General features: G+C 55.0%; 16 protein-coding genes and 1 pseudogene. 4 read left to right on the top strand and 13 right to left on the bottom strand.

Translation table 11 applies throughout. The features are described 5' to 3' along the window. Positions 1–3,090: hypothetical protein (locus MUU53_RS04140; RefSeq protein ID WP_247259747.1), on the top strand; the 3,090-nt coding region annotated here is incomplete at its 5' end. Between the two features lie 108 nt (positions 3,091–3,198). Here MUU53_RS04140 and MUU53_RS04135 read toward each other — a convergent pair. After that, positions 3,199–4,980: a methyl-accepting chemotaxis protein gene (locus MUU53_RS04135; RefSeq protein ID WP_247259746.1), complete on the bottom strand. Its 1,782-nt coding sequence runs from the start codon at positions 4,978–4,980 to the stop codon at positions 3,199–3,201. A gap of 332 nt (positions 4,981–5,312) precedes the next feature. Here MUU53_RS04135 and MUU53_RS04130 point away from each other — a divergent pair, with 332 nt between their 5' ends. Further along, a complete protein-coding gene (locus tag MUU53_RS04130) occupies positions 5,313–6,278 on the top strand; it encodes a helix-turn-helix domain-containing protein (protein ID WP_247259745.1) in 966 nt (321 codons plus the stop codon). A gap of 116 nt (positions 6,279–6,394) precedes the next feature. Here the strand turns inward: MUU53_RS04130 and MUU53_RS04125 are convergent, their stop codons facing one another. From MUU53_RS04125 to MUU53_RS04090, 8 genes are all read right to left on the bottom strand, one after another. Next, on the bottom strand, positions 6,395–7,165 hold the full coding sequence (locus MUU53_RS04125; protein ID WP_247259744.1) for an SDR family NAD(P)-dependent oxidoreductase: 771 nt from the start codon (positions 7,163–7,165) through the stop codon (positions 6,395–6,397). Next, complete coding sequence (locus MUU53_RS04120) at positions 7,162–8,667, bottom strand: FGGY-family carbohydrate kinase (protein ID WP_247259743.1); 1,506 nt, start codon at positions 8,665–8,667, stop codon at positions 7,162–7,164. The genes MUU53_RS04125 and MUU53_RS04120 overlap by 4 nt, the downstream gene beginning before the upstream one ends. A 72-nt stretch (positions 8,668–8,739) precedes the next feature. After that, positions 8,740–10,341, bottom strand: coding sequence for an acetoin dehydrogenase dihydrolipoyllysine-residue acetyltransferase subunit (locus MUU53_RS04115; RefSeq protein ID WP_247259742.1), 1,602 nt, complete (start codon positions 10,339–10,341; stop codon positions 8,740–8,742). Next, a complete protein-coding gene (locus tag MUU53_RS04110; protein ID WP_247259741.1) occupies positions 10,338–11,312 on the bottom strand; it encodes an alpha-ketoacid dehydrogenase subunit beta in 975 nt (324 codons plus the stop codon). The genes MUU53_RS04115 and MUU53_RS04110 overlap by 4 nt, the downstream gene beginning before the upstream one ends. Then, positions 11,312–12,340, bottom strand: coding sequence for a thiamine pyrophosphate-dependent dehydrogenase E1 component subunit alpha (locus tag MUU53_RS04105; RefSeq protein ID WP_247259740.1), 1,029 nt, complete (start codon positions 12,338–12,340; stop codon positions 11,312–11,314). The genes MUU53_RS04110 and MUU53_RS04105 overlap by 1 nt, the downstream gene beginning before the upstream one ends. Before the next feature lie 35 nt (positions 12,341–12,375). Then, positions 12,376–13,368 carry an ABC transporter permease gene (locus tag MUU53_RS04100; protein WP_247259739.1) on the bottom strand — a complete coding sequence of 331 codons (993 nt, stop codon included), beginning with the start codon at positions 13,366–13,368 and terminating at the stop codon, positions 12,376–12,378. After that, on the bottom strand, positions 13,365–14,876 hold the full coding sequence (locus tag MUU53_RS04095; RefSeq protein ID WP_247259738.1) for a sugar ABC transporter ATP-binding protein: 1,512 nt from the start codon (positions 14,874–14,876) through the stop codon (positions 13,365–13,367). The genes MUU53_RS04100 and MUU53_RS04095 overlap by 4 nt, the downstream gene beginning before the upstream one ends. A 101-nt stretch (positions 14,877–14,977) precedes the next feature. Beyond that, positions 14,978–15,925, bottom strand: a complete 948-nt coding sequence (locus tag MUU53_RS04090; protein WP_247259737.1) for a sugar ABC transporter substrate-binding protein — start codon at positions 15,923–15,925, stop codon at positions 14,978–14,980. A 130-nt stretch (positions 15,926–16,055) separates the two neighbouring features. Between MUU53_RS04090 and MUU53_RS04085 the strand changes: the two genes are divergently transcribed. After that, a complete protein-coding gene (locus tag MUU53_RS04085) occupies positions 16,056–17,030 on the top strand; it encodes a sugar-binding transcriptional regulator (RefSeq protein WP_247259736.1) in 975 nt (324 codons plus the stop codon). A gap of 86 nt (positions 17,031–17,116) precedes the next feature. On the opposite strand, the gene MUU53_RS23170 is transcribed toward MUU53_RS04085, so the two are convergent. The 4 genes from MUU53_RS23170 to MUU53_RS04070 all read right to left on the bottom strand — a co-directional run bounded on the left by MUU53_RS23170 (position 17,117) and on the right by MUU53_RS04070 (position 20,165). After that, positions 17,117–17,242 (bottom strand): hypothetical protein, encoded by a 126-nt coding sequence (locus tag MUU53_RS23170; RefSeq protein WP_281434984.1) that lies wholly within the window; start codon positions 17,240–17,242, stop codon positions 17,117–17,119. A gap of 29 nt (positions 17,243–17,271) precedes the next feature. Next, positions 17,272–17,967 carry a sulfotransferase family protein gene (locus MUU53_RS04080; RefSeq protein ID WP_247259735.1) on the bottom strand — a complete coding sequence of 232 codons (696 nt, stop codon included), beginning with the start codon at positions 17,965–17,967 and terminating at the stop codon, positions 17,272–17,274. A 133-nt stretch (positions 17,968–18,100) separates the two neighbouring features. After that, a complete protein-coding gene (locus MUU53_RS04075; RefSeq protein ID WP_247259734.1) occupies positions 18,101–18,850 on the bottom strand; it encodes a class I SAM-dependent DNA methyltransferase in 750 nt (249 codons plus the stop codon). 13 nt (positions 18,851–18,863) lie between these two features. Next, the gene (locus tag MUU53_RS04070; RefSeq protein WP_247259733.1) at positions 18,864–20,165 is read right to left on the bottom strand and encodes a cytochrome P450; all 1,302 of its coding nucleotides are present in this window, start codon (positions 20,163–20,165) and stop codon (positions 18,864–18,866) included. A gap of 568 nt (positions 20,166–20,733) precedes the next feature. Here MUU53_RS04070 and cysC point away from each other — a divergent pair. After that, a pseudogene (gene cysC, locus MUU53_RS04065) lies at positions 20,734–21,348 on the top strand (adenylyl-sulfate kinase); the annotation flags it as partial. Positions 21,349–21,456 lie beyond the last annotated feature (108 nt).

The raw sequence follows: 21,456 nt of genomic DNA, 5'->3' as shown, positions 1-21,456 counted from the left end.
CTGACCAGTTTCCCGCCCGGTGAGTTTCCGGAGTCAAAAGATCCACTTTCTGGCCCTGATTCTTTCGTGGAGGTGAAAAAGGAGCTCACCGGCAAGCTACCTGTTAAAGAGCTGACCAGTTTCCCGCCCGGTGAGTTTCCGGAGAACACGGTCCCACTCTCCGGCCGTGATCCTCTGGTAACGAATTTGAAAGATGAGCTCGCAGGCAAGTTCCACGTTAGAGAGCTAACCAATTTGCCGCCCGGCGAGTTTCCGGAGAGCACGGTCCCACTTTCCGGCCCTGATACTTTGATGACGGATGTGACCAAAAAGGGTCTGACTAACACTTCTCTGACGAGCAAGCCCCTCAGTCTCAATAGTGACATGACAGCAAGCCCGGAAAAACAAGGTTTTGTCGGATACGACACGGAGGGAAATCCGCTTTATGAAGATAGCCTGAAGGGCGATTACAAGCCCGGCGCACTCACCAACCAGAAGGTTGACGAAGAATTTGCGTCCCGCGATCTCAACAAGATGTTTGATTATATGAGCGGCAACAAGAGGTTGAACTCTGAGTTCACTGCTTATTTCTATAATAAGTATAAGGACAAGGAAAGCGCACCTCCTGGTATGGATATCTATTCCAATCCTCAGAACTATACCATCGATCAGAAGATGAAGCGTTATCATGACCTGATGAAGCTTAAGGGCGAGTTTGAAGGATTTATCGATTATAGAAAGGCGCCGCACACTGGAACGAATGCATTGTTGCTGAACGAGCGTGAAGCTCGAAGGGACATCGACGAAGCAATGACGACGTTGATGGAAGACCCGGACACGGCTGCCGCCATGACGGCTGAATACCTCACGGGTTATAAGGAGATCCTGGCCGGCAAGCGGTTCCAGGAACCTGGAAAATATGACGCTGAGTATGACAAGCTGATAGGTGACACCAAGCTGTTTCTGCAAGATGAGCTTAAGCGCAAGCTAGTGGATGGCGATCTGTATGCCGCAGCGGATGCGCAAGGCGCAAACGAGGTTTCCACCAATGCACGATTCAAAACCACTCTTAGTGCCTATTCTTCTGTGCTCGATCCGACCTTTGTTGATTCCTTGAAAGATCAGATCGGCGAAAAATACAATCAATTTTACAGTGAAAAGATCGGTCCAAAGACCGCGAATGACGACATTGGTAGCAACTACAAGGCGATGCTATACGCTTATAATACCGCGAACATGACGCCGGAAGAAAGAAGGGCGATCGGCCTTCTAACACCGGTTGTTGACGGCAGCACATACAAGGATACGGGAAAGAGCCTCGAAACAAACGGCTGGATGAACACGATCTCCAAGTTCAAGCTTGATGAAGAGTCCAAAAAGCTTGCCTCTGACTTGGGTATTGACAAGAGCCTGAAGGACGATGGGGTCAATGCCGTCTATCTCAAGACTGCGGCCAATGTGGCAGAACAACTTTACGGCAAGGAAACTGGATCGAAGGCGGACCGCGGGAAGTTTGTTTCCACACTTCTGACCGAACTTTCACCGCTGGCGAGCCAGAGCAGTTGGGAAAAGGGTGGAGAAACGCTCAATGCAAAGTTGTCGGAGATTCAGACACGACTCATCGGTCAAGGCTCGACAGAGGCTGATGCCAAAAACTTGACGACAGCGCTGAACGGTATCGTTCGAGGAAGCGGCCTAACCAACAGTACGCTTCTCAATGGAATGTATAGAGCGGGCCTTGGATTCGACCTCAAGGATGTTCAGTCCTTCGTTACGCTCGCTACCGGCTACGAAGGAAAGGGGCTTGCAATGGGCAATGTAGACCCCACCGCAAGCAAGGTCTTCGGCACCCTCAACAGAAGCTGGGAATCTGGAGCCATCAACAAATTTGGCGCCGAGAATCTGGCAAGATACACAGATAAAATGGCAGGCGACTTCCGGTCCCTATTCACAGATGGCTCGGCTGCGCAATACAACAGAGTAGTCAAACCACTGGCCAATGCTTACGATATGACACCGGGCTTCAAAAAGGAAATCCTGGATCCGCTGGCGTCTTCCATGGCCGAAGGTCTCTATGGATCGGATGAAGCCGCAAAAGCCAAGTTCATGACAAACGTACCGAATTTGCTACATATGGCATTCTCCACCTTGAAGCCCGGCGGCACTCTGCAGACGGCATTCAAGGACTTTAAAGAAAGAATTACCAATCCGCTTCTCACCATAGACGATAAGCCGGGCGTCACTCTTGATGACAAAAGCAACTTTATGGCAAAGGCGATGACAACGTTTATCGCCGGCGGCAGAACCATTTACAATGGTATTATGAACGGGGAGAATATGACACCGAGCGCGATTGCATACACTGCAATCCAATCAGCCCAGGCGTTCGGTTATACATCAAGCTTCATCGGTTCACAGGTGAAACCTGGAGTTCGTGGCGGTTATGGTGGAATGTTGGAAGCGCGCTATCTTGCTTCACTTGGAAATTATTCGGACGCAGCGAGGAAAGTGGTTCAGCAGATAGCACCAAGAGTAGGAGGTGGTCTGGTTGGGCTCACTGACGTTGCCTTCCTGCCCGCAAATATTCAAGGGTTCGTTGACGGTCTGAAGAAAGGAAGCCTGGATACAACTGAGAAAGTTCTTTATTCCGTCGCATTGGCCGCTGATACAGGTGTAGCAGTTGACGGTGCTATGAACCTTACACGTGCGTTGACAACAACCAGAGCACTGCAGTTCTCCCGTCTGGGCGGCATGTTCTTCGGTGCTGGTGGAGCGGTCATGGGGGGATTGGGTGCTGCTTTCAACGTGATCAGCGCAGCCGGCTACATTGGCATGGGCATCTATCAGAACCTCAAGGAGCACGAACGCGCTAATAAAATGACAGATAAACTGGAGAAGAATCTTTCCGATTTGACGGGTAACGTGGTCCGCCCACACCTGAGCATGGGCGGCCAATGGTATTTTCCTCCCACATATGGCGGTACAACTGAGGCTGATCTCGCTGCGCTACGTGAGAAAGCTTACTACAAAGAAGACCAGACTTTCGTGGATTGGAACGCCATTCGAGAGGCAAACAGGAAACGCTACGCGCAAGAGAGCGGTATGGCTTAACCAGCTCGCGTCCATTACAAGTAGGCCATCGGTTTAACGTGCGGCCTACCTGAAACAAAGAGATAGAGCATGGCGCCGAGTTGTCTTGGCGCCATGCCTGTCCGGACACTAAAACTCTTTCCAGTTTTGATTTTTCAGGGCGGTCCTGCCCTGATGGACAAAGGTTGGGCTTTCCTTGGCCGCAGAACTGGCGAAGTTGGAGGGCCGGGCATTCGAAGCGTATGGGGTATTGGCTTTTTTCCCGATACCCTTCGGGTCGATCTGAAACTGACCAATCGCGTCAAACAGCCGTTGGGCCTCTTTAGCCAGACTATGGGCGGCCGCGGACGTTTCCTCTACCATTGCCGCATTCTGCTGTGTGCCATGATCGACGGTATTGATTGCAACGTTGATCTCTTTCAGGCCAGTAGACTGTTCGCGAGAGGCGTCTACGATCGCTCCCACGTTTCGATCCACTTGGACAACCTGTTCGGCAATGTCTTGCAGCGCTCTGCCAGTGTCACCGACCAACGCCACCCCGCTCCTCACATGTTCATTGGAAGTGGTGATCAGTCCCTTGATTTCCTTCGCAGCCGTGGCGGATCGCTGAGCGAGTTCCCTTACTTCGTGCGCAACGACCGCAAACCCTTTTCCGGCCTCGCCAGCGCGAGCTGCTTCAACCCCGGCATTCAGCGCCAGAAGGTTCGTCTGGAAGGCAATTTCATCAATGACGCCGATGATATTCCCGATCTCGCCGGCAGACTGCTCGATTTTGCCCATGGCATCGACGGCCTGATCGACGATCTTTCCGGAATATTCCGCACTTTCCTTCGTGGAGCGCACAAGCTTGCCTGCATCCTGAGCGCGATTGCTGGAACCGGCAATAGTCGCCGTGATTTGTTCCAGCGCAGCAGCCGTCTGTTCCACGGAAGCAGCCTGCTGCTCCGTGCGCTTCGCCAAGTCGTTCGATGCAGTCTGGATCTGTTGCGAGGCGGCTGCAATCGCAGCTGCATTATCCAGAATTGAACGCATTGTGTCGCGCAATTTGAGGGAGGCCGCATTGTAATCCAGGCGCAAGCGCTCCAGGGCAGGCAAGAAGGGCTGCGGGATTTCCAGTCTCAGATCCCCCTCGGCCAGCGATTGCAGAGCATCCGCCAACCGGTCGACGTTCCTGACGCGCTCGCTCACATCCGTTGCGAACTTGACCACCTTGACGACAGTGCCGTTCATATCGAAGATCGGATTGTATGATGCCTGGATGTGGACCTTTCGACCATCTTTTCCGAAGCGCATGAATTCGTCAGCCACATATTCGCCGCGCGCCAGTCTTTTCCAAAACATCTGATAATCGTCGCTGGCAGCATAGGCCGGGTCGCAGAACATCGAATGATGGCGGCCCTGAATTTCTTCCAGGCGATATCCAAGCCCCTTTAGAAAGTTCTCATTGGCAGTGATTATTTCGCCATCGGGCTTGAATTCGATAATGGCTTGCGCTTTCGAAATTGCGTTAAGCTTGCCCGCGTCCTCGGCGGCCTGGAGTTTCTGCGCGGTGATATCGGTTGCCACCTTGACAACCTTATAGGGTTTGCCCCTTCGATACACAGGATTATAGGAGGCCTCAATCCAGATCTCCCTGCCTGATTTGGTAATCCGTTTGTACTGGCACCGATCGAATTCGCCCCTTGCAAGCTTTGCCCAGAACGCACGATAGTCAGAGGAATTGGCTTCCAACGGATCAACAAAGATCCTGTGATGTTTTCCGACAATTTCCGTAAGACTGTAACCAAGTGTATTCAGGAAATTTTCATTCGCTGTTATTATCGAACCATCCAAATTGAACTCGATGATCGCCAATGACTTGCCGATCGCATTGATTAAATCCTGCGCGTTTCGCGAAAAAACGACAGACATATATTGATCCTACTCGTTAATTCGAAAATGCCACTGATTTTTTACTCGAGACTTGTTCTGGATCGCTCACAGCGATAATCAGATGCAAATATTAAACAAATCTAAAAAATAGAGAGCACGATGATTAAGTTTGCGCTAAAATGACATTCTTTGCAGAAAACTGACAGCAGCTCGGCGCCCATGATTGAAACTCGCCAGGTTCGAGCGGTAAAGCTGGGAAATCAACTGAGGCAGTAGTGACCCGTGTCTGACATGAATCTGAGAAAAAGATTGCAAGCCAGCGGGCCAGGCAAGACCGGAAACGTAGGTTGATGTGTGAGCGGGACGAAAACATGCCCGGTGCAGGTTTCGAGAAGATCGATATCTGCTCTCGGGAGCTGGAGAAAGTAACCGAGTATATAACTTCATCTTATGCTGCGGTGAAACTCGAACCGATTCTTCGCCAGCAGCAATACGGTGTCCTCGGCAAAGCAATCACCTACGAGGGTATATTTCTGGAGCGGTCGGTCACGGTGGGAGGGTTCCGTGTCACGCCGTGCGAGCCTTTCGATGTGACATTGTTCAACTTCATGCACAGTTTGAGCGTCGGCTATTCTTTCGGGTCCAATCAGGTTGAAGTTGGTGCTGGTCAGGTCATAGGGTATCAGAATGCGGATCACGTCGATGTGCTTGATGCGAGTTCGCACACCACCATCACCTTGTCCAACAATGCTCTGAATAGGCGTCTATCTGAACTGCTTGACGCGCCCCTGGCTCACCAGTTGCGTTTCAACGAAACGCCGATAGAGCAAGCCAGGCTCGTTCCACTCACCAAACTTGTGGCTTTGATGGAACAGGATAACTTCTCAGAAGTCGCGTCCTTCATCAGCATGAAATCAGGGTCTTTAAAAAATCTCGTCCTGGATAGCTTTTTATTTGGATTTCCCAACAATTACTCTGAACGACTAGAACAACGACTGCCAAGTGTCGCGCCCAGGCATGTGAAGCGCGCCATCGACTACATCCGCGCTCATCCTCATCAAGTCACCTCTCCCGAAACTCTCGCAGCCATAAGCGGTGTCAGTGTGAGGTCGCTGCAATACTCGTTCAAGGCATTTACGCAGCAGACAATTAGTGAATATCAGTTAGTCGCAAGATTGTCTGGCGCGCAGGCCGACCTTTTAAGCCATCCGGAAAATTCTATTTCGGCCATCGCGAGCAAATGGGGCTTTTCATCGCCCAGCAGCTTCAGCAAGGCATTTGGGCAATCCTTTGGGATGACACCATCCCAGATGCGCCGAGCTAGAGTGAAAACGTAGTCACGTTAACACGCATTTTTCCATGGGTCTCCTCGCCCCGCCCACTCGTAGCTTGCGGACCACGCGATAACATGTTGTCGCTAGAAGTGCGTCAGTGGTTTTAGCTACGACATCCTCTAGCGTGCGGTATAGCCGCCATCTACCGTCATCACAGTGCCGGTCATGAAGCTGGAAGCGGGTGAAGCAAGGAAAAGAACGGCATTTGCAATTTCGCGCGGCTCGCCCAGCCGCCCCATGGGCGTGCCTGCCATCCAGGCGGCGAACCATTCAGGATTGCTTCGGCCACGCAAGGTGAGTTCTGTCGCGGTATAACCGGGGGCCACGGCATTGACGCGCACGCCCGATTTTGCCCATTCCACCGCCAGCGATTTCGTCAGAAGGTTGGCACCCGCCTTCGCCGCATTGTAGGAAATCTGCGGCTGCGGCTGCACGACGATTTCGCCACACATTGATGTGATATTGATGATTGATCCACTGCCTGCCTGAACCATGTGGCGACCAAACACCTGGGCGCAATGGAACACTCCGGTGAGATCAATGTCGATCACTTGCTGCCAGTCTTCGATACTCATTTCCGAGGCAGGCGCATTGCGAACAATTCCTGCATTGTTGACGAGAACATTGAGGGCAATGCCTTCGCTTTCCAGCTCGGCGGCCACCATCTCGACACTTGCGCGCTGTGTAACATCAATTGTCATGAAACGGGCAGAGAACCCCAGTGCCCGAAGCTCCCTTGCAGCGCTTTCTCCTTCACACGCATCGCGATCGGCCAGAATGACCGCAGCTCCCGCCTCGGCAAGTCGGTCGGCAATGGCAAGACCTATGCCTCTTGCTGCACCCGTTATCAGCGCCGTCTTGCCATCCAGGCGGAAATCCGCGTCGCTCATGGTTTGGCCCCGATATTCGCTACGTTCTTAAGCGCTGGATAAAGCGCCAGATAGCGCTGGTAGATCTCGTTGTAGAGCGCCATCTCGCGCGGGCGCGGCTCGATGCGTTTTCCAGGTCGAACCATGGCGGTAATGCCATCATCGATGGAGCTGAAATACCCGGCTCCATGGGCGGCCAGAACCGCCGCACCAACGGACGGTGCATCACGCGAGGCGGGAACGCAAACCGGAAGACCTGCCGTATCCGCGTGGATTTGCAGCCAGAGGTCCGAGGCCCCTGCCCCACCGCCCACCGTGATTTCCGTGCCGCGATAACCGGCAGATGCCATGGCATCCAGAATGGCACGGGTGCCGAGACCGATGCCTTCCATGATCGCACGGAAAATATGGTGCGGCTCATGAGCAAGCGTCAGCCCGACAATTGCGCCGCGTGACAGTGGATCGGTGTAGGGCGTGCGGTTGCCCTGAAAGTGATCCTGCACGATCAGGCCATCGCAGCCCGGCTCCAGTTCGGCGGCTTTTCGGTTGAGTTCCGCCAGATCCATGGTGCCGTTCATCAAGCGACCGAGCCAGGCAATGATGGAACCGGTCGAAGTTTGTCCACCTTCCACGATATAGCGACCTGGATAGACGCAATCGCGATAAGTGCCCCAGATGCCGGGGGCGTGAACCGCCTGTTCCGTCACGCCGAACTGAAGATGCGAGGAACCGGTGATCAAGGCAAGCTGCCCCGGCTTTGCCACGCCAAGCCCAATCATACCGATCAGCGCATCAGCCCCGCCTTGGACCACTTTCACCGAGGGTGAAAGACCGAGTTCCTGTGCTGCTTGGCGGCTCAGAGTAGCAATTACGCCGCCGGGCGGCACCACGCGCTGCGGCCATTTTTCCAGTAGCGCCGCAAGACCAAGGCTTTCCACCAGCGACTTTGCCCAGCCGCCCTGTTCCACCTGATAATGCCAGCGCAGCGTCACATTGTTCAGACTGGCGGCCCGCTCACCGGTCAGCCTCAGGGTCATGAAATCCTGATACTCACAGATCGTATGGGCCTTTTCGAAGATCTCTGGTTCGTTGCGTGCAATCCACAATGCCTTGGGTATCATCCATTCGGCCGAAACCGGTCCACGCCCGCCGCCATTCAGTGTCAACGCCTGATCGCCTGTTGCCAGAACCGCATCGGCTTCGCGGTTGGCGCGCACATCCATCCAGATGATGGCAGGGCGCAGCGCCGTTCCGTTTTCATCCAGCGCCACAACGGTACAACTGGTTGTCGCAAGCGCGATGGCCTCAATGTCGGAAGGCGAAATTCCCGCTTCCGCTATCGCACCCTTGGATGCCTGCACGAAAGCCTTCCACCAGTCTTCCGGGTCCTGTTCGGCACGGGCGCCTGCTGAAAATCTGGTTTCATAGGGCACAGCAATGCTGCCAAGGCAGGTGCCCGTCAAATCATAAACACGCGCCCGCAGGCTTTCGGTGCCGCCGTCAGCAGTCAGAAAATAACCCATCATCCCCTCCCGCGCCCTTGTTTCTTGACGGCGCCAAGTCTGAAATTTGCCGTGCGACTTGCACTCACCGCGTCACAATGCACCTCCTGCCCTTGTGGACGAAAGCAGGATGTCCTGAACATCGCGCGGCTGATCCCATTGTGGCATATGGCCGGAACGCGAGAGAAGATGAATGGCGACACGCGGGGGTAGCACCTTCACGTGGTTCCACGGAATGATCCGGTCTTCAAGGCCAAAAATAACTTTGACGGGGATCGAGGTCACCAGCTTTTGCAGAGGGCCGATGATCTCCACCCGCTGGCCGGAAGCGCCGTTGATAGCCTCTGCGAGAGCCTTGAGACGCCCTTGACCGAGTTGCTGGCGCAAGGTTTCCAGGGCAGCATCCGACAACGCGACATCATTGACCGAGAGCCTGCGCAGAAGATGCGAAAGCTCCCCCTTGGAAGAAACAGCCGCCATGCCACGGATGAATTCGCTATCGATCTCACTGCCCAGACCTGCAGGTGCGATAAGGGTCAGGGAAGCAATGCTTTCCGGCTTTGACAGCGCCATATCAACCGCGGCCACGGCACCCAACGAATGGGCGACGAGGTGAAGCCGCTTGACGTGTAGAGCCTGCATAAACTCCGGCAAATCGCGGGAAAGGTCTTCGGCAGACTTCACCTCTATTTCCGTCAATCCGTGACCAGGCAGATCCACCGCAATCACGCGCTTTCCCGCCCTTTGCAGGGCGGAAATGGTTGTCGCCCAGGTGGTTCTGTCTCCTGAAAATCCGTGCAGCAAAAGATAGGTTTCGCCCTGCGCACCATTATCAGTATAGGCAAGCCGCCCGGATTTCAGCGAAAGAAGCTGCACGCCATCCCTGGCTGACGCTGCGATTGGGGTAACCTGCGCATTCCGCTCCAGCCCCAGCACATCACCTTTTTCGATGCGCCCGCGCCTGCCTGTGCCGGTGATGCCTTGCAAATCGATTCCCCGCTGGCGAGCAAGACGGCGCGCAAGCGGTGTTGCCCTGCGTTTCTCAGAGCCAGATGCGCTGCGCTGTGGGGCAGGCGTGGGTGTGGCGGTCTGCGACTCGGCAGACTGCAGCACGGGTGTGGCTTCCACTGTTTCGCCCTGCGCATCGGCCTGCTGCACAAGAATGCGGGCAATCGGTTCGCCCACCGTCACCACCTCGTCCTCGTTGCGCAGAAGGCTTACCAGTACGCCATCGCTCAAGGCCGGAAATTCGGCAAGCGTCTTATCCGTCTCGATTTCAACGATGGCCTCGCCACGGGTGAAGCTTTCTCCTGGCTGCTTCAACCATTTGGAAAGACGCCCCTCCTCCATGGTTTCGCCGAGACGTGGCATGGGCAAATCCACCTCCACACCTGCAGCGGTGACTGGCTCTGGCGCGGGCTCTTCGCCCTCCTCCCGTGTCCAGTCCGGGCCCTCGCCCAGTTCCACGCGGGCAATCGGCGTGCCCACTTCAATCGTCTGATCCAGATCGACCAGAATTTCTGTCAGCTTTCCATTTCCCAGTGCGGGAAATTCCGCCACGGTCTTGTCTGTCTCGATCTCGATGATCGGATCGCCACGGCTGAAACTGTCTCCCGGCTTTATCAACCAGCCGACGATCTTGCCCTCGTCCATGGTTTCCCCCAGACGCGGCATCTTGAGAAGTCGCTCGTTCATGACAGCATCTTCTCCGCAACCTCTGCAATCAGCGATGTGGAAGGCACACTGCCGGATTCCAGCTCCTGCGAAACGGAAATCGGAATGTCCTCGCCCGCCACCCGCACCACCGGCTGCTCCAGAAAATCGAAGCATTCTTCGGAAATGCGCGCCGCAAGCTCTGCCGCCACGCCCGAGGTCATGACCCCTTCACTGACCACCATGGCCTTGCCGACCCGTTCCACATGCTGACGAACCGTATCGAAATCGAGCGGGTTCAGCGTGCGAAGGTCGATAACTGTTGCCTCGATTCCCTTGGCCGCCAGCTTTTGCGCCGCCTCCAGCGCATAGATCACCTGCCGGGAATAGGTCACGATGACCAGATCCCCGCCCTCGCGGCGCACGGCGGCCTTGCCCCATGGCAGCGGTTCGGAGGTCAGATCCACCTCTTCCTTGCGGGTATAAAGCGCCTTGTGTTCGATGAAGACCACCGGGTCCGGCTTGGTCAGGCTCTGGCGCAGAAGGTGATAGGCATCCTGCACGGTGGCAGGCATGGCAAGGCGAAGCCCCGGCGTATGCATGACCCAGCCTTCAAGGCTTTGCGAATGCTGCGCACCGGCTGAGCGCCCGGTGCCGCCTTGCGTTCTCAGCACCATGGGCACGCCAATCTGCCCGCCGAACATATAGCGGATCTTGGCCGCCTGATTGGCCAGCTGGTCCATGGTCATGCCAAGAAAGTCGATGTACATGAGTTCGGCAATCGGCCTCAAACCCGTCATTGCGGCACCCACCGCAGCGCCGATAATGGCCGGTTCGGAAATTGGCGTATCGATCAGGCGCTCTGGCCCGTGGGTCTTGATCAGGTCCTTGGTCACGCCATAGGCGCCGCCATAGCGACCGACTTCCTCGCCCATGACGACGATACTTTGATCCTCCTTCATGGCATCATCCAGCGCCTGACGCAGAGCGTCTCTATAGGTCATCGCGGCCATTATACGTCTTCCCTGGCTAGAACGCGGTCAATGCGGGTGCGAACGGGCTCCGGCTCCGGTTCCCCCACGGCATAGACATCGCGGAACATGGTGTTGAGTTGCGGTGCCTTGGACTCGACGGTGAAATCAATGGTCGCATCCATTTCGGCAGCAATCGTGCGATCTGTTTCGTCGAGCGCCGGTTCGGTCTCCAGCCCCGTCTCGATCAACTTGTTCCGCGCAAAGAGAACGGGGTCCTTCTTGCGACCCTCAAGCTCCTCCGCCTCATCGCGATAGGGGCTCTTGTCCATGCGGGCATGACCGAAGAAGCGGTAGACTTCAACGGACAAGAAGCCGGGCTTGCCATTGCGCGCCTCATCCATCAGCCAGCGGGCGGCGGCCTGCACTTCCTCTACGTCCAGACCGTTGACGACGGTTCCGTTGAGGCCAAACGCCTTGGCACGTTGATCGAACGCGGTATTGCGCGTGGCCTGATCGATGCGCGTGCCCATGCCGTACTGGTTGTTGATGCAGACAAAGAGCACCGGCAGATCCCACAACGCTGCCATATTCATGCTTTCATAGAGAATACCCTGCTGCATGGCGCCATCACCAAAGAAAGCGACGGACACGGAATCCTGCTTCAAACGCTTGCTTGATAGTCCCGCACCGACCACTGCCGGGATACCGCCCCCGACAATGGCATTAGCGCCCAGATGGCCAAGGGCCATATCGGCAATGTGCATGGAGCCGCCTTTGCCGTGGCAATAGCCGGTTTCCTTGCCACCGATTTCCGCCATCATCCGCTTTGGGTCTGCGCCGCGCGCCAGAAAAATGCCGTGGCCGCGATGGTGTGTGGTGAAGGTATCCTGCGGCTTCATGACCGCGCAGACGCCCGCGGCACTTGATTCTTCGCCGATGGAGAGATGCAGCATGGAGCCAGCCGACTGGCCGCGAATGAACAGTTCTCCCACACGCTCCTCAAAGGTGCGGATGCGCCGCATGGTGCGATAAAGACTGCTGAGATTGGTATTGGGTTTGAGGTTCATGGAGGTACTCCGAATTGAACTGGGCCGCATCGCAATCACAGAAGCCGAAGATTGGTGGTTCTGGAGACGATGGCGACAGCCACAAGGATGATCAGGCCCTTCACGATGCTCTGGATGTAGGTATCCATGCCGATGAGGTTGAGGCCATTGTTGATGACGCCGATGAACAGTGCACCAAAGAAGGTGCCGATGACGGTGGCGGTTCCAGGCCGGATCATGGTCATACCAATGAAGACAGTGGCCAGACCATCAAGCAGATAGCGCTCGCCGGCATTCGGCTGGCCAGACCCTAGACGTGCGGCAAGAAGCATGCCCGCCACGGCGGCAAACAGGCTGCACACAACAAGCGCTGCCGAGCGATAGAAGCGGCCATTGACCCCTGAAAGTTCAGCAGCCTTCAGGTTGCCGCCGACCGCATATATGTAGCGGCCGAAAATGGTGCGTTCCATGAGGAACCAGGCCAGGAGTACAAACAGCACCATGGCATAGGCAAGAACCGGAATACCGAGAAGCTGCCCCTGACCAAGCCAGAGATAGGTATCCGGCAGACCGCCGTAGATCGCACGGCCACCCGTTGTCATGAAGTTCAGGCCGTAAAGGATGGAGCCAGTGGCAAGCGTTGCAATGAGCGATGGAATGCCGATGAGCGTTACCAACATCGAATTCGCAGCGCCGACGGCAAAGCCAGCGGCAATGCCGCCCAGAAGCGCCAACGGCAGCGGCACGCCGGAAATCAGCATCAGCGGCACCAGAATGCCAGTTAAACCCACCGTATAGCCGACCGAAAGGTCCATCTCCTTCGCACCGAAGCCGAAGGTCAGGCCCGCCCCGACAATGGTCAGCATGGAAATCTGCTGCACGATGTTCAGCAGGTTCGAGGTTGTCAGGAACCGGTCCACGGTCAGGGCAAAACCGAGGAACAGGATGACCAAAGCAATGAGCGTGCTGTATTTCAGCAGCCACTGGCTCTTACCCTTCTCGGCTGCGTGCGAACGAATTTCTGCCGCTGGGCGTGCCTGCGCGCTCATGATGTCACTCCTGCCATGGCTGCAATGAAACGGGATTCGGAGAAGGCGGCTCTTTCGATTTCCGGGCCTGCCTTACCGGAAACGAAGGCGATAACGCGATCGGAAATCTCGGCGATTTCCATGAGATCCGAAGAAGCAACGATAATGGCGGCCCCTTCGCTCGCCATTCGTTTCAGATGACGGTGGATTTCGCGCTTTGCGCCAATATCCACGCCTTCGGTTGGTTCGACGAAGATCATCAGGTTATAGCGATCCGGAGTGCCGTAAAGCCACTTGCCGATCGACACCTTCTGCTTGTTACCACCGCTCAGATCCTTGATCTTCTGGGCGGAGGAATGCGCCTTCACATTGAAGAGCGACATCGCATTGCGGGCATGCGTCTCTTCGCGGGCAGGAGACAGAATGCCGGTTTTACCCAGCGCTCCGCGGGCCGGATGCACCATGGCAAGGTTTTCCCGCACATCCCAATCGCCGATCAGCGAATTTTCCATGCGCTGGTCGGGAATGAATGCCACGCCATTGGCCTTCATGATGCGCGCGCTGAGATTTGGAACGGCTTTGCCTCGAAACAGCGTTGTGCCGGAAATGAACCCTTCGCCGGTATAGAGCGAGCGTGCAAACCCGAAATGTCCCGCACCCGTCAGCCCGATCAGACCCAGGATTTCGCCTGCGCGAAGGCTTAAACTATCAACCTCGACACCACCGACTTTCCAGTCGGAGAGCTGCAGGACGACAGAGCCGAAAGAGCGTTCCTCTTGAGATGCCTGCTGGCTTGCCGCCAGACCATTTCGCTGCAACATGAGGTCCACCAGCTGTGCCTCAGTCACCTCGGAGCCCGGAAGCGTTGTGATGTGCCGCCCGTCGCGCAACACGGTAATGCGGTCGCTTAGCGCTTTGACTTCTGAGAGAAAGTGGCTGATCAGCACAACGCCGACGCCGCGTTTCGGCAGCGACCGGATGATGCGCCAGAGATTTTCCTTTTCGCGAGCAGGCAGCGTCGCCGTTGGCTCATCCAGGATCAGAAGCTTGATATCGCCGCGTAGCGCGCGAACAATCTCAATTACCTTCTGGTCTGCCATGGGCAGATATTCTACCGGCTCGGAAAGATCGATAGAGACGTCCGGAAACCAATGGGACATGAGGTCCGCCGCCCGCTTCTCCAGATTGCGCTTGTCGATAATGCCGAACCGGTTGCGGGGCTCGTCTCCCAGCAGAATGTTTTGTGCACCGGAAAGGCTGGCGACGAGGCTACCTTCCTGAGACACATGGGCTATGCCTTTGCGAAGCGCATCGCCTGCGCTTGCCAACTCGGCCTTCGCGTCATTGATGTAAAGCGTGCCTTCTGTCGGCTGCTTGCTGCCACCGAGAATGCTGACAAGGGTGGTTTTACCTGCACCGTTTTCGCCGATCAGGCCGTGCACCTCATGAAAGGTGAAATCGGCATCCACATGATCCAGCGCCCGTGTACCGGGATATTGCATGGTAATTCCGGAGAGCCTGACCGACATCCACCTTCTCCGTTTTAATGGTCCGCAATGCGTTATGCGTGCGAGTCAAATGAGGGTGCGACCGGCCGGGCCAGCCGGTCGCCTGGGTAACGACGCTGATGTTACTTGGGCAGAAAGTCTTTGCAGTTCTGCTTGGTAACAAGCGGCGCATCCAGATAAACGGTCTTGGACGGGATCACCTTGGCTGCGTCCTGCTTCTTGACGACAATGTCCTCAATCCACTGACCGGCCTGTGCGCCCATTTTTTCGAACGGCTGGGAAACGGTGGCGATCATCATCCCGTCCGGCTTGCACACTTCGGCAATCGCATTGGGGTGTCCGTCTATACCGATGACCTTCACCTTGGTAAGACCGGCGGCTTTGAGCGCATTGATGGAAGCCTGTGCGGGCTCATCCCAAGGGGCCCATACGGCGTCGATCTTGTCGCCAAACCGCGAGGCATAGTCCTGCATCGTTGTTGTCGTGTCTTCGAAGAAGGCAGTGTATTTAATGTTGTGCTCGGCCAGCACTTTCACATCGGGATATTCCTTCAGGATCGTCGCCATCACATCGCCACGCTTGCGGGTACCGTGGTGCTCGGCCATGCGCAGGAAGATGATGTTGCCCTTGCCGCCAAGCTCGTTCAGCAGATAGGGCGAAACATCGGCGGACATGGCCCAGTTGTTCGTGGTGATATCGGCCAGAACGCCCGTCACGTAACCGCTATCGACAGTGATAATCGGGATCTTCGCCTTGACCGCAGCATCGATCGCCGCTCGCGAGGCGCGCAAGTCCGCCATCGTGATGATGATGGCATCGACGCCGCGCGACGCTGCGTCCTGAAGGTTGGATGCTGTGCGCTCGCCAGAGCCTCCGCTATCCAGAACACTGACCTTCCAGTCCTTGGCACTGGATTTGAGCCAGGCGTCAAAGCCAGCCTTTACCCGCTGTTCGGATTGGGCGGCAGCGTTGGAATGAACCCAGGCGATGTTGGTGGCCTGAGCATTTACAAAACTCAACAGAAGGCCTGCGGCGGCGGCGAAAGCCGTCCTCCGGAAAAACATAGACATTGCTGATCCTCCTCGCGGGTATGAGATTGACCCGCACAATTTTTCGCGCTCCCTACGCGAATGACATTAGTCATATTCACATCGTTACATTTGTCAACTACAATTACATTTGTCACGAGGAGGAAAGATTTTGAGCGAGAACGATGACGACCTGATCGTGCGAGCGGCGTGGTACTACTATGTCGGCGGCCTCAACCAGGAGATGACGGCGGCGCGCTTGGGGCTAACCCGCGCCCGCGTGAACAAAATGCTCTCGGAGGCCAGGGAAACCGGCCTCGTCAGTATTTCAATCGATCACCAGCGGGCTGGCCCATTGCCGCTGGAAACCGAACTGGAACACAGGTTTGGCCTTGATTTTTGCATCACAACGCCTGCCTTCGGCTTTGGTGATGATAAGACTGACTCTGAAGTGCAAAAGCAGATTGCCTTTCGTGCCGTCGGTGTCGCGGCTGCAAACTACCTCAAGAAGCTGCTGATAGAGCATGATGAAATCACTGTAGGAACCGGCTGGGGCCGAACCATCGAGCAAATGACACTTCAACTGGCAGGTGTCCGCGCACCACACGCAAAATTCATTTCGATGATGGGCTCATTGACGGCGAATAACGCCTACAATCCGTTCGAAGTTGTTCATAGCCTAGCGCGACGCACAGGTGGGGAAGGGTTTTTCCTACCCGTTCCATTCATTGCCGACAGCGAGGAAGACCGGAAGGTGCTGATGTCGCAGCGCTCCGTCATGAAGGCGATGGAAATAGCCCATTCTGCTTCCGTATGTTTTATCAGCGCCGGAGAATTGACAGAACGGTCTCTGCTGCGGCTTCAAGGCATGATTAGCAGAGCCGAGCTGGAAAGCCTTCGAGCGATCGGTGCGATTGGCGATACAAATGGGATCTTCTTCGACTGCGATGGCAAGGAAGTGATGCACAGCATCAGTAAGCGAACGATCGCGGTGGGACTGCGGGAATTGATGAAAATCAAGGTCGTTTTACTGATTGCCGGACAGGAGAAAGCAATCGCCGCGCGCGCGCTGTTGCGCAGCGGAATCATCAACGGCTTGATTATTGATGGAGACGCGGCGCAGATCCTGGAGACTATCGGGAAATAAGTGCGAGCCCCTACCGCTACTCAGGTATTGGCCACGAAAGGCAAAACGTACGGAAGGTAGAGCCGACGCCGCAGCGAGCTTTGTCGTCAACGATAGATGAAATCGCCCAAAAAAATATCATCAACGAAACGGTTGGCGAAATTCTGTTTTGATGACCAGAGCATTTCCGGCAAACTCGCTCGCCCCACCGATCGCTCCGCTTCGCTTGTCATTGGTATCCAGGATACCTGCGAACAGAAGATCAACCAAATGCCGATTGGCGCAAATCATCGAGATACTTGCGGGTGTTGATCTCCAGCTCTTCAGGCTTCTGCTCCGGCATGGGCGTTCTGCGGAACAGCTGCCAGCGCGACTTCTTGACCCGAGCGTGAAGCCAAGGATAGGGCCGGTCAGGGCACTTGAGGCCAAGAAACGCGCAAAGCGGGTCCCATCCGTCCGCTGGCGTCAGGACGAGCAAGCGATCAGCGGGAACCTCATCGATGACCGATTGATTCCAGCGACGGAAGTAGTCCGTCATAAAAGCTCGGTCACCTATGCGGTCGCCAAAATCCTTCCGCAAAAAATCGCTTAGCATAAGTCCATCCCGGCCAAGCAAAGTGCCCTTCCTGACCACGGGAAAAATCGTTTCGGTCACGGATTCAAACCAGGCATCAGGGTCGCGCACGGTCAAAACGACTTTGGCTTGCGGATAATGCACCAGTAGCTCCCTCCAGAAAAGGCAACCCGGATAATCGACGCTTGCATTGTATCCTTCGAAGATACGGTCCCAGTCAGCGAACCCGGCGATTGCATTGTTCCAGAGCGGCAGAGACCTACGCACCGTCGCCGCGATCTCCATGATGTGATAGCAGGGATCCAATCCCAGATGCTCAAGTGCCAGCTTTAAGGACAGGGTGCCGGTTCGCCCCAGCCCGGCCCCGATTACAGAAAGGCCCATATGATCTCTCCCTAGTGCAGGTCCAGCAAAAGTGGGTCAGCGGTTTTACGTCGGGACTGCGTAAAAACAATGAGATAGAGCATTGCAGGTGATCCCGTTTTAACCGGAGATGCTCCAGTGCACCGCTTTGCGATCAGGCTCTGCGATATTCTGAAATCACCAATCTACTTGTCGAAACAAACGTATCGCGCTGCCAGTTACCCCATCGCGCATGGAGAGCGAGCCCCGCACAGCGTGCAAGCAGGTCAAGCTCATTCGGCCATACGAAGCGGATCTTGTGGTGAAAGACCTTCGGCTTCTCACCTAGCACCATGATGCGCTGGTCCAGAAACTGGTTAACAGGATCACCTTTCACGCCCATGAGCATGACAGAAGCCATCTCGAAGTCACCCGACGGCAGGTCGGACATACGATTTAAGCGGAAGTCATTGCTGAAAATCGCGTCGTTCGGAATGATCGTCTGGATGATCAATGAGCCCCCGGTGGCCAGCCGTTTTTCAACATTGACGAAAAACCGTAATTGATCTTCCTGTTTCAGGAGATATTCGAAGGAAGCGACACAATAAATCAGTCCGAATGGACCCTCGAATGGTACATCCGCCATGTCACCCTGTGTGATCGAGAGCTTTTCAGCTCCGGGCTTCCGCCTGAGTCGGGCCAGCATGGATTCCGAAAGATCAACACCCGAGACTTCAATTCCACGCTGGGAAAGCGGCAGCGCAATACGTCCCGTTCCCACGGCAAGTTCAAGCGCGGGTCGACCAGCGGCTATGTCCGCAAGCATATTGACGCAGGGTGTCATGACACTCTCAGGCCAGGAGTCCTGCCAGCTGTCGTAGAACTCTGCATAACTCTCGTAATTGTTGACTGCATGAGCGTCCATCTGCGCTTCCTTTCTAGTAAGCCGCGGTCGCGCGCGGCATTAGGGCCAGCTTTACGCCCAGAGGGCGCAGAACAAGTGCTGGATAAGCCTTCACCTGCGTTTTCGACGGTGGCTTCAGGATAAACCGCTTCAATATGCAAACCAGTATGAACGCCATATGCGTGAGGCTGAAATGCTCGCCGATACAGCGCCTTATGCCGCCGCCAAACGGGAAGAATGCATAGCGCGGTAAGCGCTGCTGCAATGTCCCGTCCATCCAACGGTCCGGCCTGAAGCGATCAGGTTCGTCAAAAAACCGGGCACTGCGGTGGTTGATCCATGGGCTGATCATGACTGCGCTACCCGCAGCGAGAAAAAAGTCGCCGAGCATGGTATCTCGGGCAACAGTTCGCCCGGTAAGCCAGGCTGGCGGAAACAGTCGTAATGCTTCCAGCAACGAAGCACGGGCTTCAGGAAATGGATGCAGGCCTGCCAGCCCCTCGCCTGCCGCCCATTCGCTGCTGCTCAATGCATCGACTTCCGCAATGACGCGCTGCAATACGTCTGGATGCGACGTCAGCAGGTGCAAGGTCCAGGTCAGGCCGGCGGACATGGGTTCAATCCCTGACAGAACCATCGCACAAAATTCGTCACACAGCCATTCGGCGTCTTCAACGGAGGTCCGGTTGACGAATGAGCCAATCCAATTATTGCTTCCGGCTTTGCCATGCTCTTGACCAGCTCTGGCAATCGCCGCACGCGCCACAGCCTTTGCTGCCTCGCGGGCGCTTGTCAGACGGTAACTGGTTCTGTCAAAGCAATGGAGTGGAAGACGCACAGGTTCGCGCGTCTTGAGGATGATAGCATCGGAAAGCACCAAGAAGGCCTCCTTCCCCTCTTCGTCAAGCACGGTACCAAGCAGAAACTGGCAGCCAACATCTAGGCACAGCTCCTGCAAAAGCTTCCTGATGTCGCCCGAGCGAGGTCCCGTCTGCCATTGCTCAAGATGAGCCTCGGTAATCACTCGCGTCGAACTCAGGCCGGAGGCAACTCTCCTTAGGGTAAAGTCCGGCTGCATTGCCCGGCGTTTCAAGCTCCAGTCCTCGCCTGAGCTATTCATGAGCGAGGATGGAAAACTCACCATATCGCCAGCTTCAGAAGAACCGGTTTTCAGGAAGATATCATCGCGATTGTGAAGTATCGTCTCGATAAGTTCAGGCCCACTGACAAGATAAAGTCCGTCCTCGATAGCAACAATCGGGCCATCGATCCCCTGACACGCAGACAGGAACGAAAGCGGATCCCACCGAAATCGAATACTGTTGCCAAGTAGCATTCGTCTGCGAATGCTAGGTATACTTCTTTGGTTGTCTTCGATGGAAGCCATATCAACTGGCAGCTATAATTGAAAAGCGAGTTTCTTAGAGCATTTCCGATAAACTTTGGGTCAGTTCTGCTTCTGACTGGAGTGTACGATCAGATGATGAAACGGGTGACATTCGAAGCACCAGCATTGAGCAAGGCCGGCGAGCCCCCGGAGCTTCCAAAAAGAAATTCCGGGGGCTCGGAATTTTAGTATGTGTAGATAAAGCGCGGCTTGCTACGCTTCATTTTACCGACATTGAAAATAGCGGCGAAGAAATTCTTCATATTACAATCCTCATCCCTGTTGTTACACACGTGCAAAACAGGAAAATTTATAAATCAAATATTATTCGAGTCAAATTGTTTTTATAGATCATATTAAATATATAAAATAAATTATTTTATATATTTAATATGTTTCTTATCAATACGATTTGAATTATAATTATTTGAATAATGTTAGATAATTTGATATAAATTCCCATAGATATAATATATTCATAAAATTCATATGAATAATTAATATTTCTGCATATTGAGGGAGTACAATATTGGACTGCCATTCTGACCGATCAGACAACACCTTCTGGCAGCACCTCATCGTGGATCGGACAACACGCGCGTTACTAAAGTCACAGCGTCCTCGTATCCTGTGGTTTACCGGATTGTCCGGTGCAGGAAAGACAACGATTGCGAACCATGTCGATATGTTGCTGTGCGCTTCGGGTAAACACACCTTTATCCTCGATGGCGACAATCTGCGGCACGGACTTAATCAGGATCTTGGTTTCACTATTGCAGATCGCATAGAGAATATCCGGCGGACTGCACATGTGGCAAAGCTCATGGCCGATGCGGGATTGATCGTTGTTGTGTGCCTGATTTCTCCCTATCGTCAGGAGCGTCGCATGGCGCGGGATCTAATGGAACCGGGGGAATTTGTAGAGATCTTCGTCGACACCCCTCTTGAGATCTGCGCCGAACGTGACCCAAAAGGCCTATATAAGAAAGCCTATGCTGGAGAGATCCGCAACTTCACGGGCGTGGACGAGGTCTACGAGTGTCCGGTGTCGCCGGAACTTCATCTACGAACGGTTGGAACGACACCGATTGATCTGGCGACGCAAATCGTTGCGCATCTGGATTTGGCATGATCGGGCCGACGCACAGTTGATCTGTTCGTGATCTTGCGCCAACAAAAAAGCGGGTCAAGCTACGGCCCTCTGGTCAGCAGATCCTCATAGAGCTGATGCCGACCATGG

This window comes from Affinirhizobium lemnae (assembly GCF_022968395.1).
GTDB lineage: Bacteria > Pseudomonadota > Alphaproteobacteria > Rhizobiales > Rhizobiaceae > Neorhizobium > Neorhizobium lemnae.
The sequence above is the reverse complement of the archived record's forward strand: the minus strand, read 5'-3'. Positions and strand labels throughout refer to the sequence as shown.

Coding starts and splice junctions, on each gene's coding strand:
- MUU53_RS04135 (WP_247259746.1), bottom strand. CDS start 4,980: ATGTCTGTCGTTTTTTCGCGAAACGCGCAGGATTTAATCAATGCGATC.
- MUU53_RS04130 (WP_247259745.1), top strand. CDS start 5,313: ATGCCCGGTGCAGGTTTCGAGAAGATCGATATCTGCTCTCGGGAGCTG.
- MUU53_RS04125 (WP_247259744.1), bottom strand. CDS start 7,165: ATGAGCGACGCGGATTTCCGCCTGGATGGCAAGACGGCGCTGATAACG.
- MUU53_RS04120 (WP_247259743.1), bottom strand. CDS start 8,667: ATGGGTTATTTTCTGACTGCTGACGGCGGCACCGAAAGCCTGCGGGCG.
- MUU53_RS04115 (WP_247259742.1), bottom strand. CDS start 10,341: ATGAACGAGCGACTTCTCAAGATGCCGCGTCTGGGGGAAACCATGGAC.
- MUU53_RS04110 (WP_247259741.1), bottom strand. CDS start 11,312: ATGGCCGCGATGACCTATAGAGACGCTCTGCGTCAGGCGCTGGATGAT.
- MUU53_RS04105 (WP_247259740.1), bottom strand. CDS start 12,340: ATGAACCTCAAACCCAATACCAATCTCAGCAGTCTTTATCGCACCATG.
- MUU53_RS04100 (WP_247259739.1), bottom strand. CDS start 13,368: ATGAGCGCGCAGGCACGCCCAGCGGCAGAAATTCGTTCGCACGCAGCC.
- MUU53_RS04095 (WP_247259738.1), bottom strand. CDS start 14,876: ATGTCGGTCAGGCTCTCCGGAATTACCATGCAATATCCCGGTACACGG.
- MUU53_RS04090 (WP_247259737.1), bottom strand. CDS start 15,925: ATGTCTATGTTTTTCCGGAGGACGGCTTTCGCCGCCGCCGCAGGCCTT.
- MUU53_RS23170 (WP_281434984.1), bottom strand. CDS start 17,242: ATGACAAGCGAAGCGGAGCGATCGGTGGGGCGAGCGAGTTTGCCGGAA.
- MUU53_RS04080 (WP_247259735.1), bottom strand. CDS start 17,967: ATGGGCCTTTCTGTAATCGGGGCCGGGCTGGGGCGAACCGGCACCCTG.
- MUU53_RS04075 (WP_247259734.1), bottom strand. CDS start 18,850: ATGGACGCTCATGCAGTCAACAATTACGAGAGTTATGCAGAGTTCTAC.
- MUU53_RS04070 (WP_247259733.1), bottom strand. CDS start 20,165: ATGCTACTTGGCAACAGTATTCGATTTCGGTGGGATCCGCTTTCGTTC.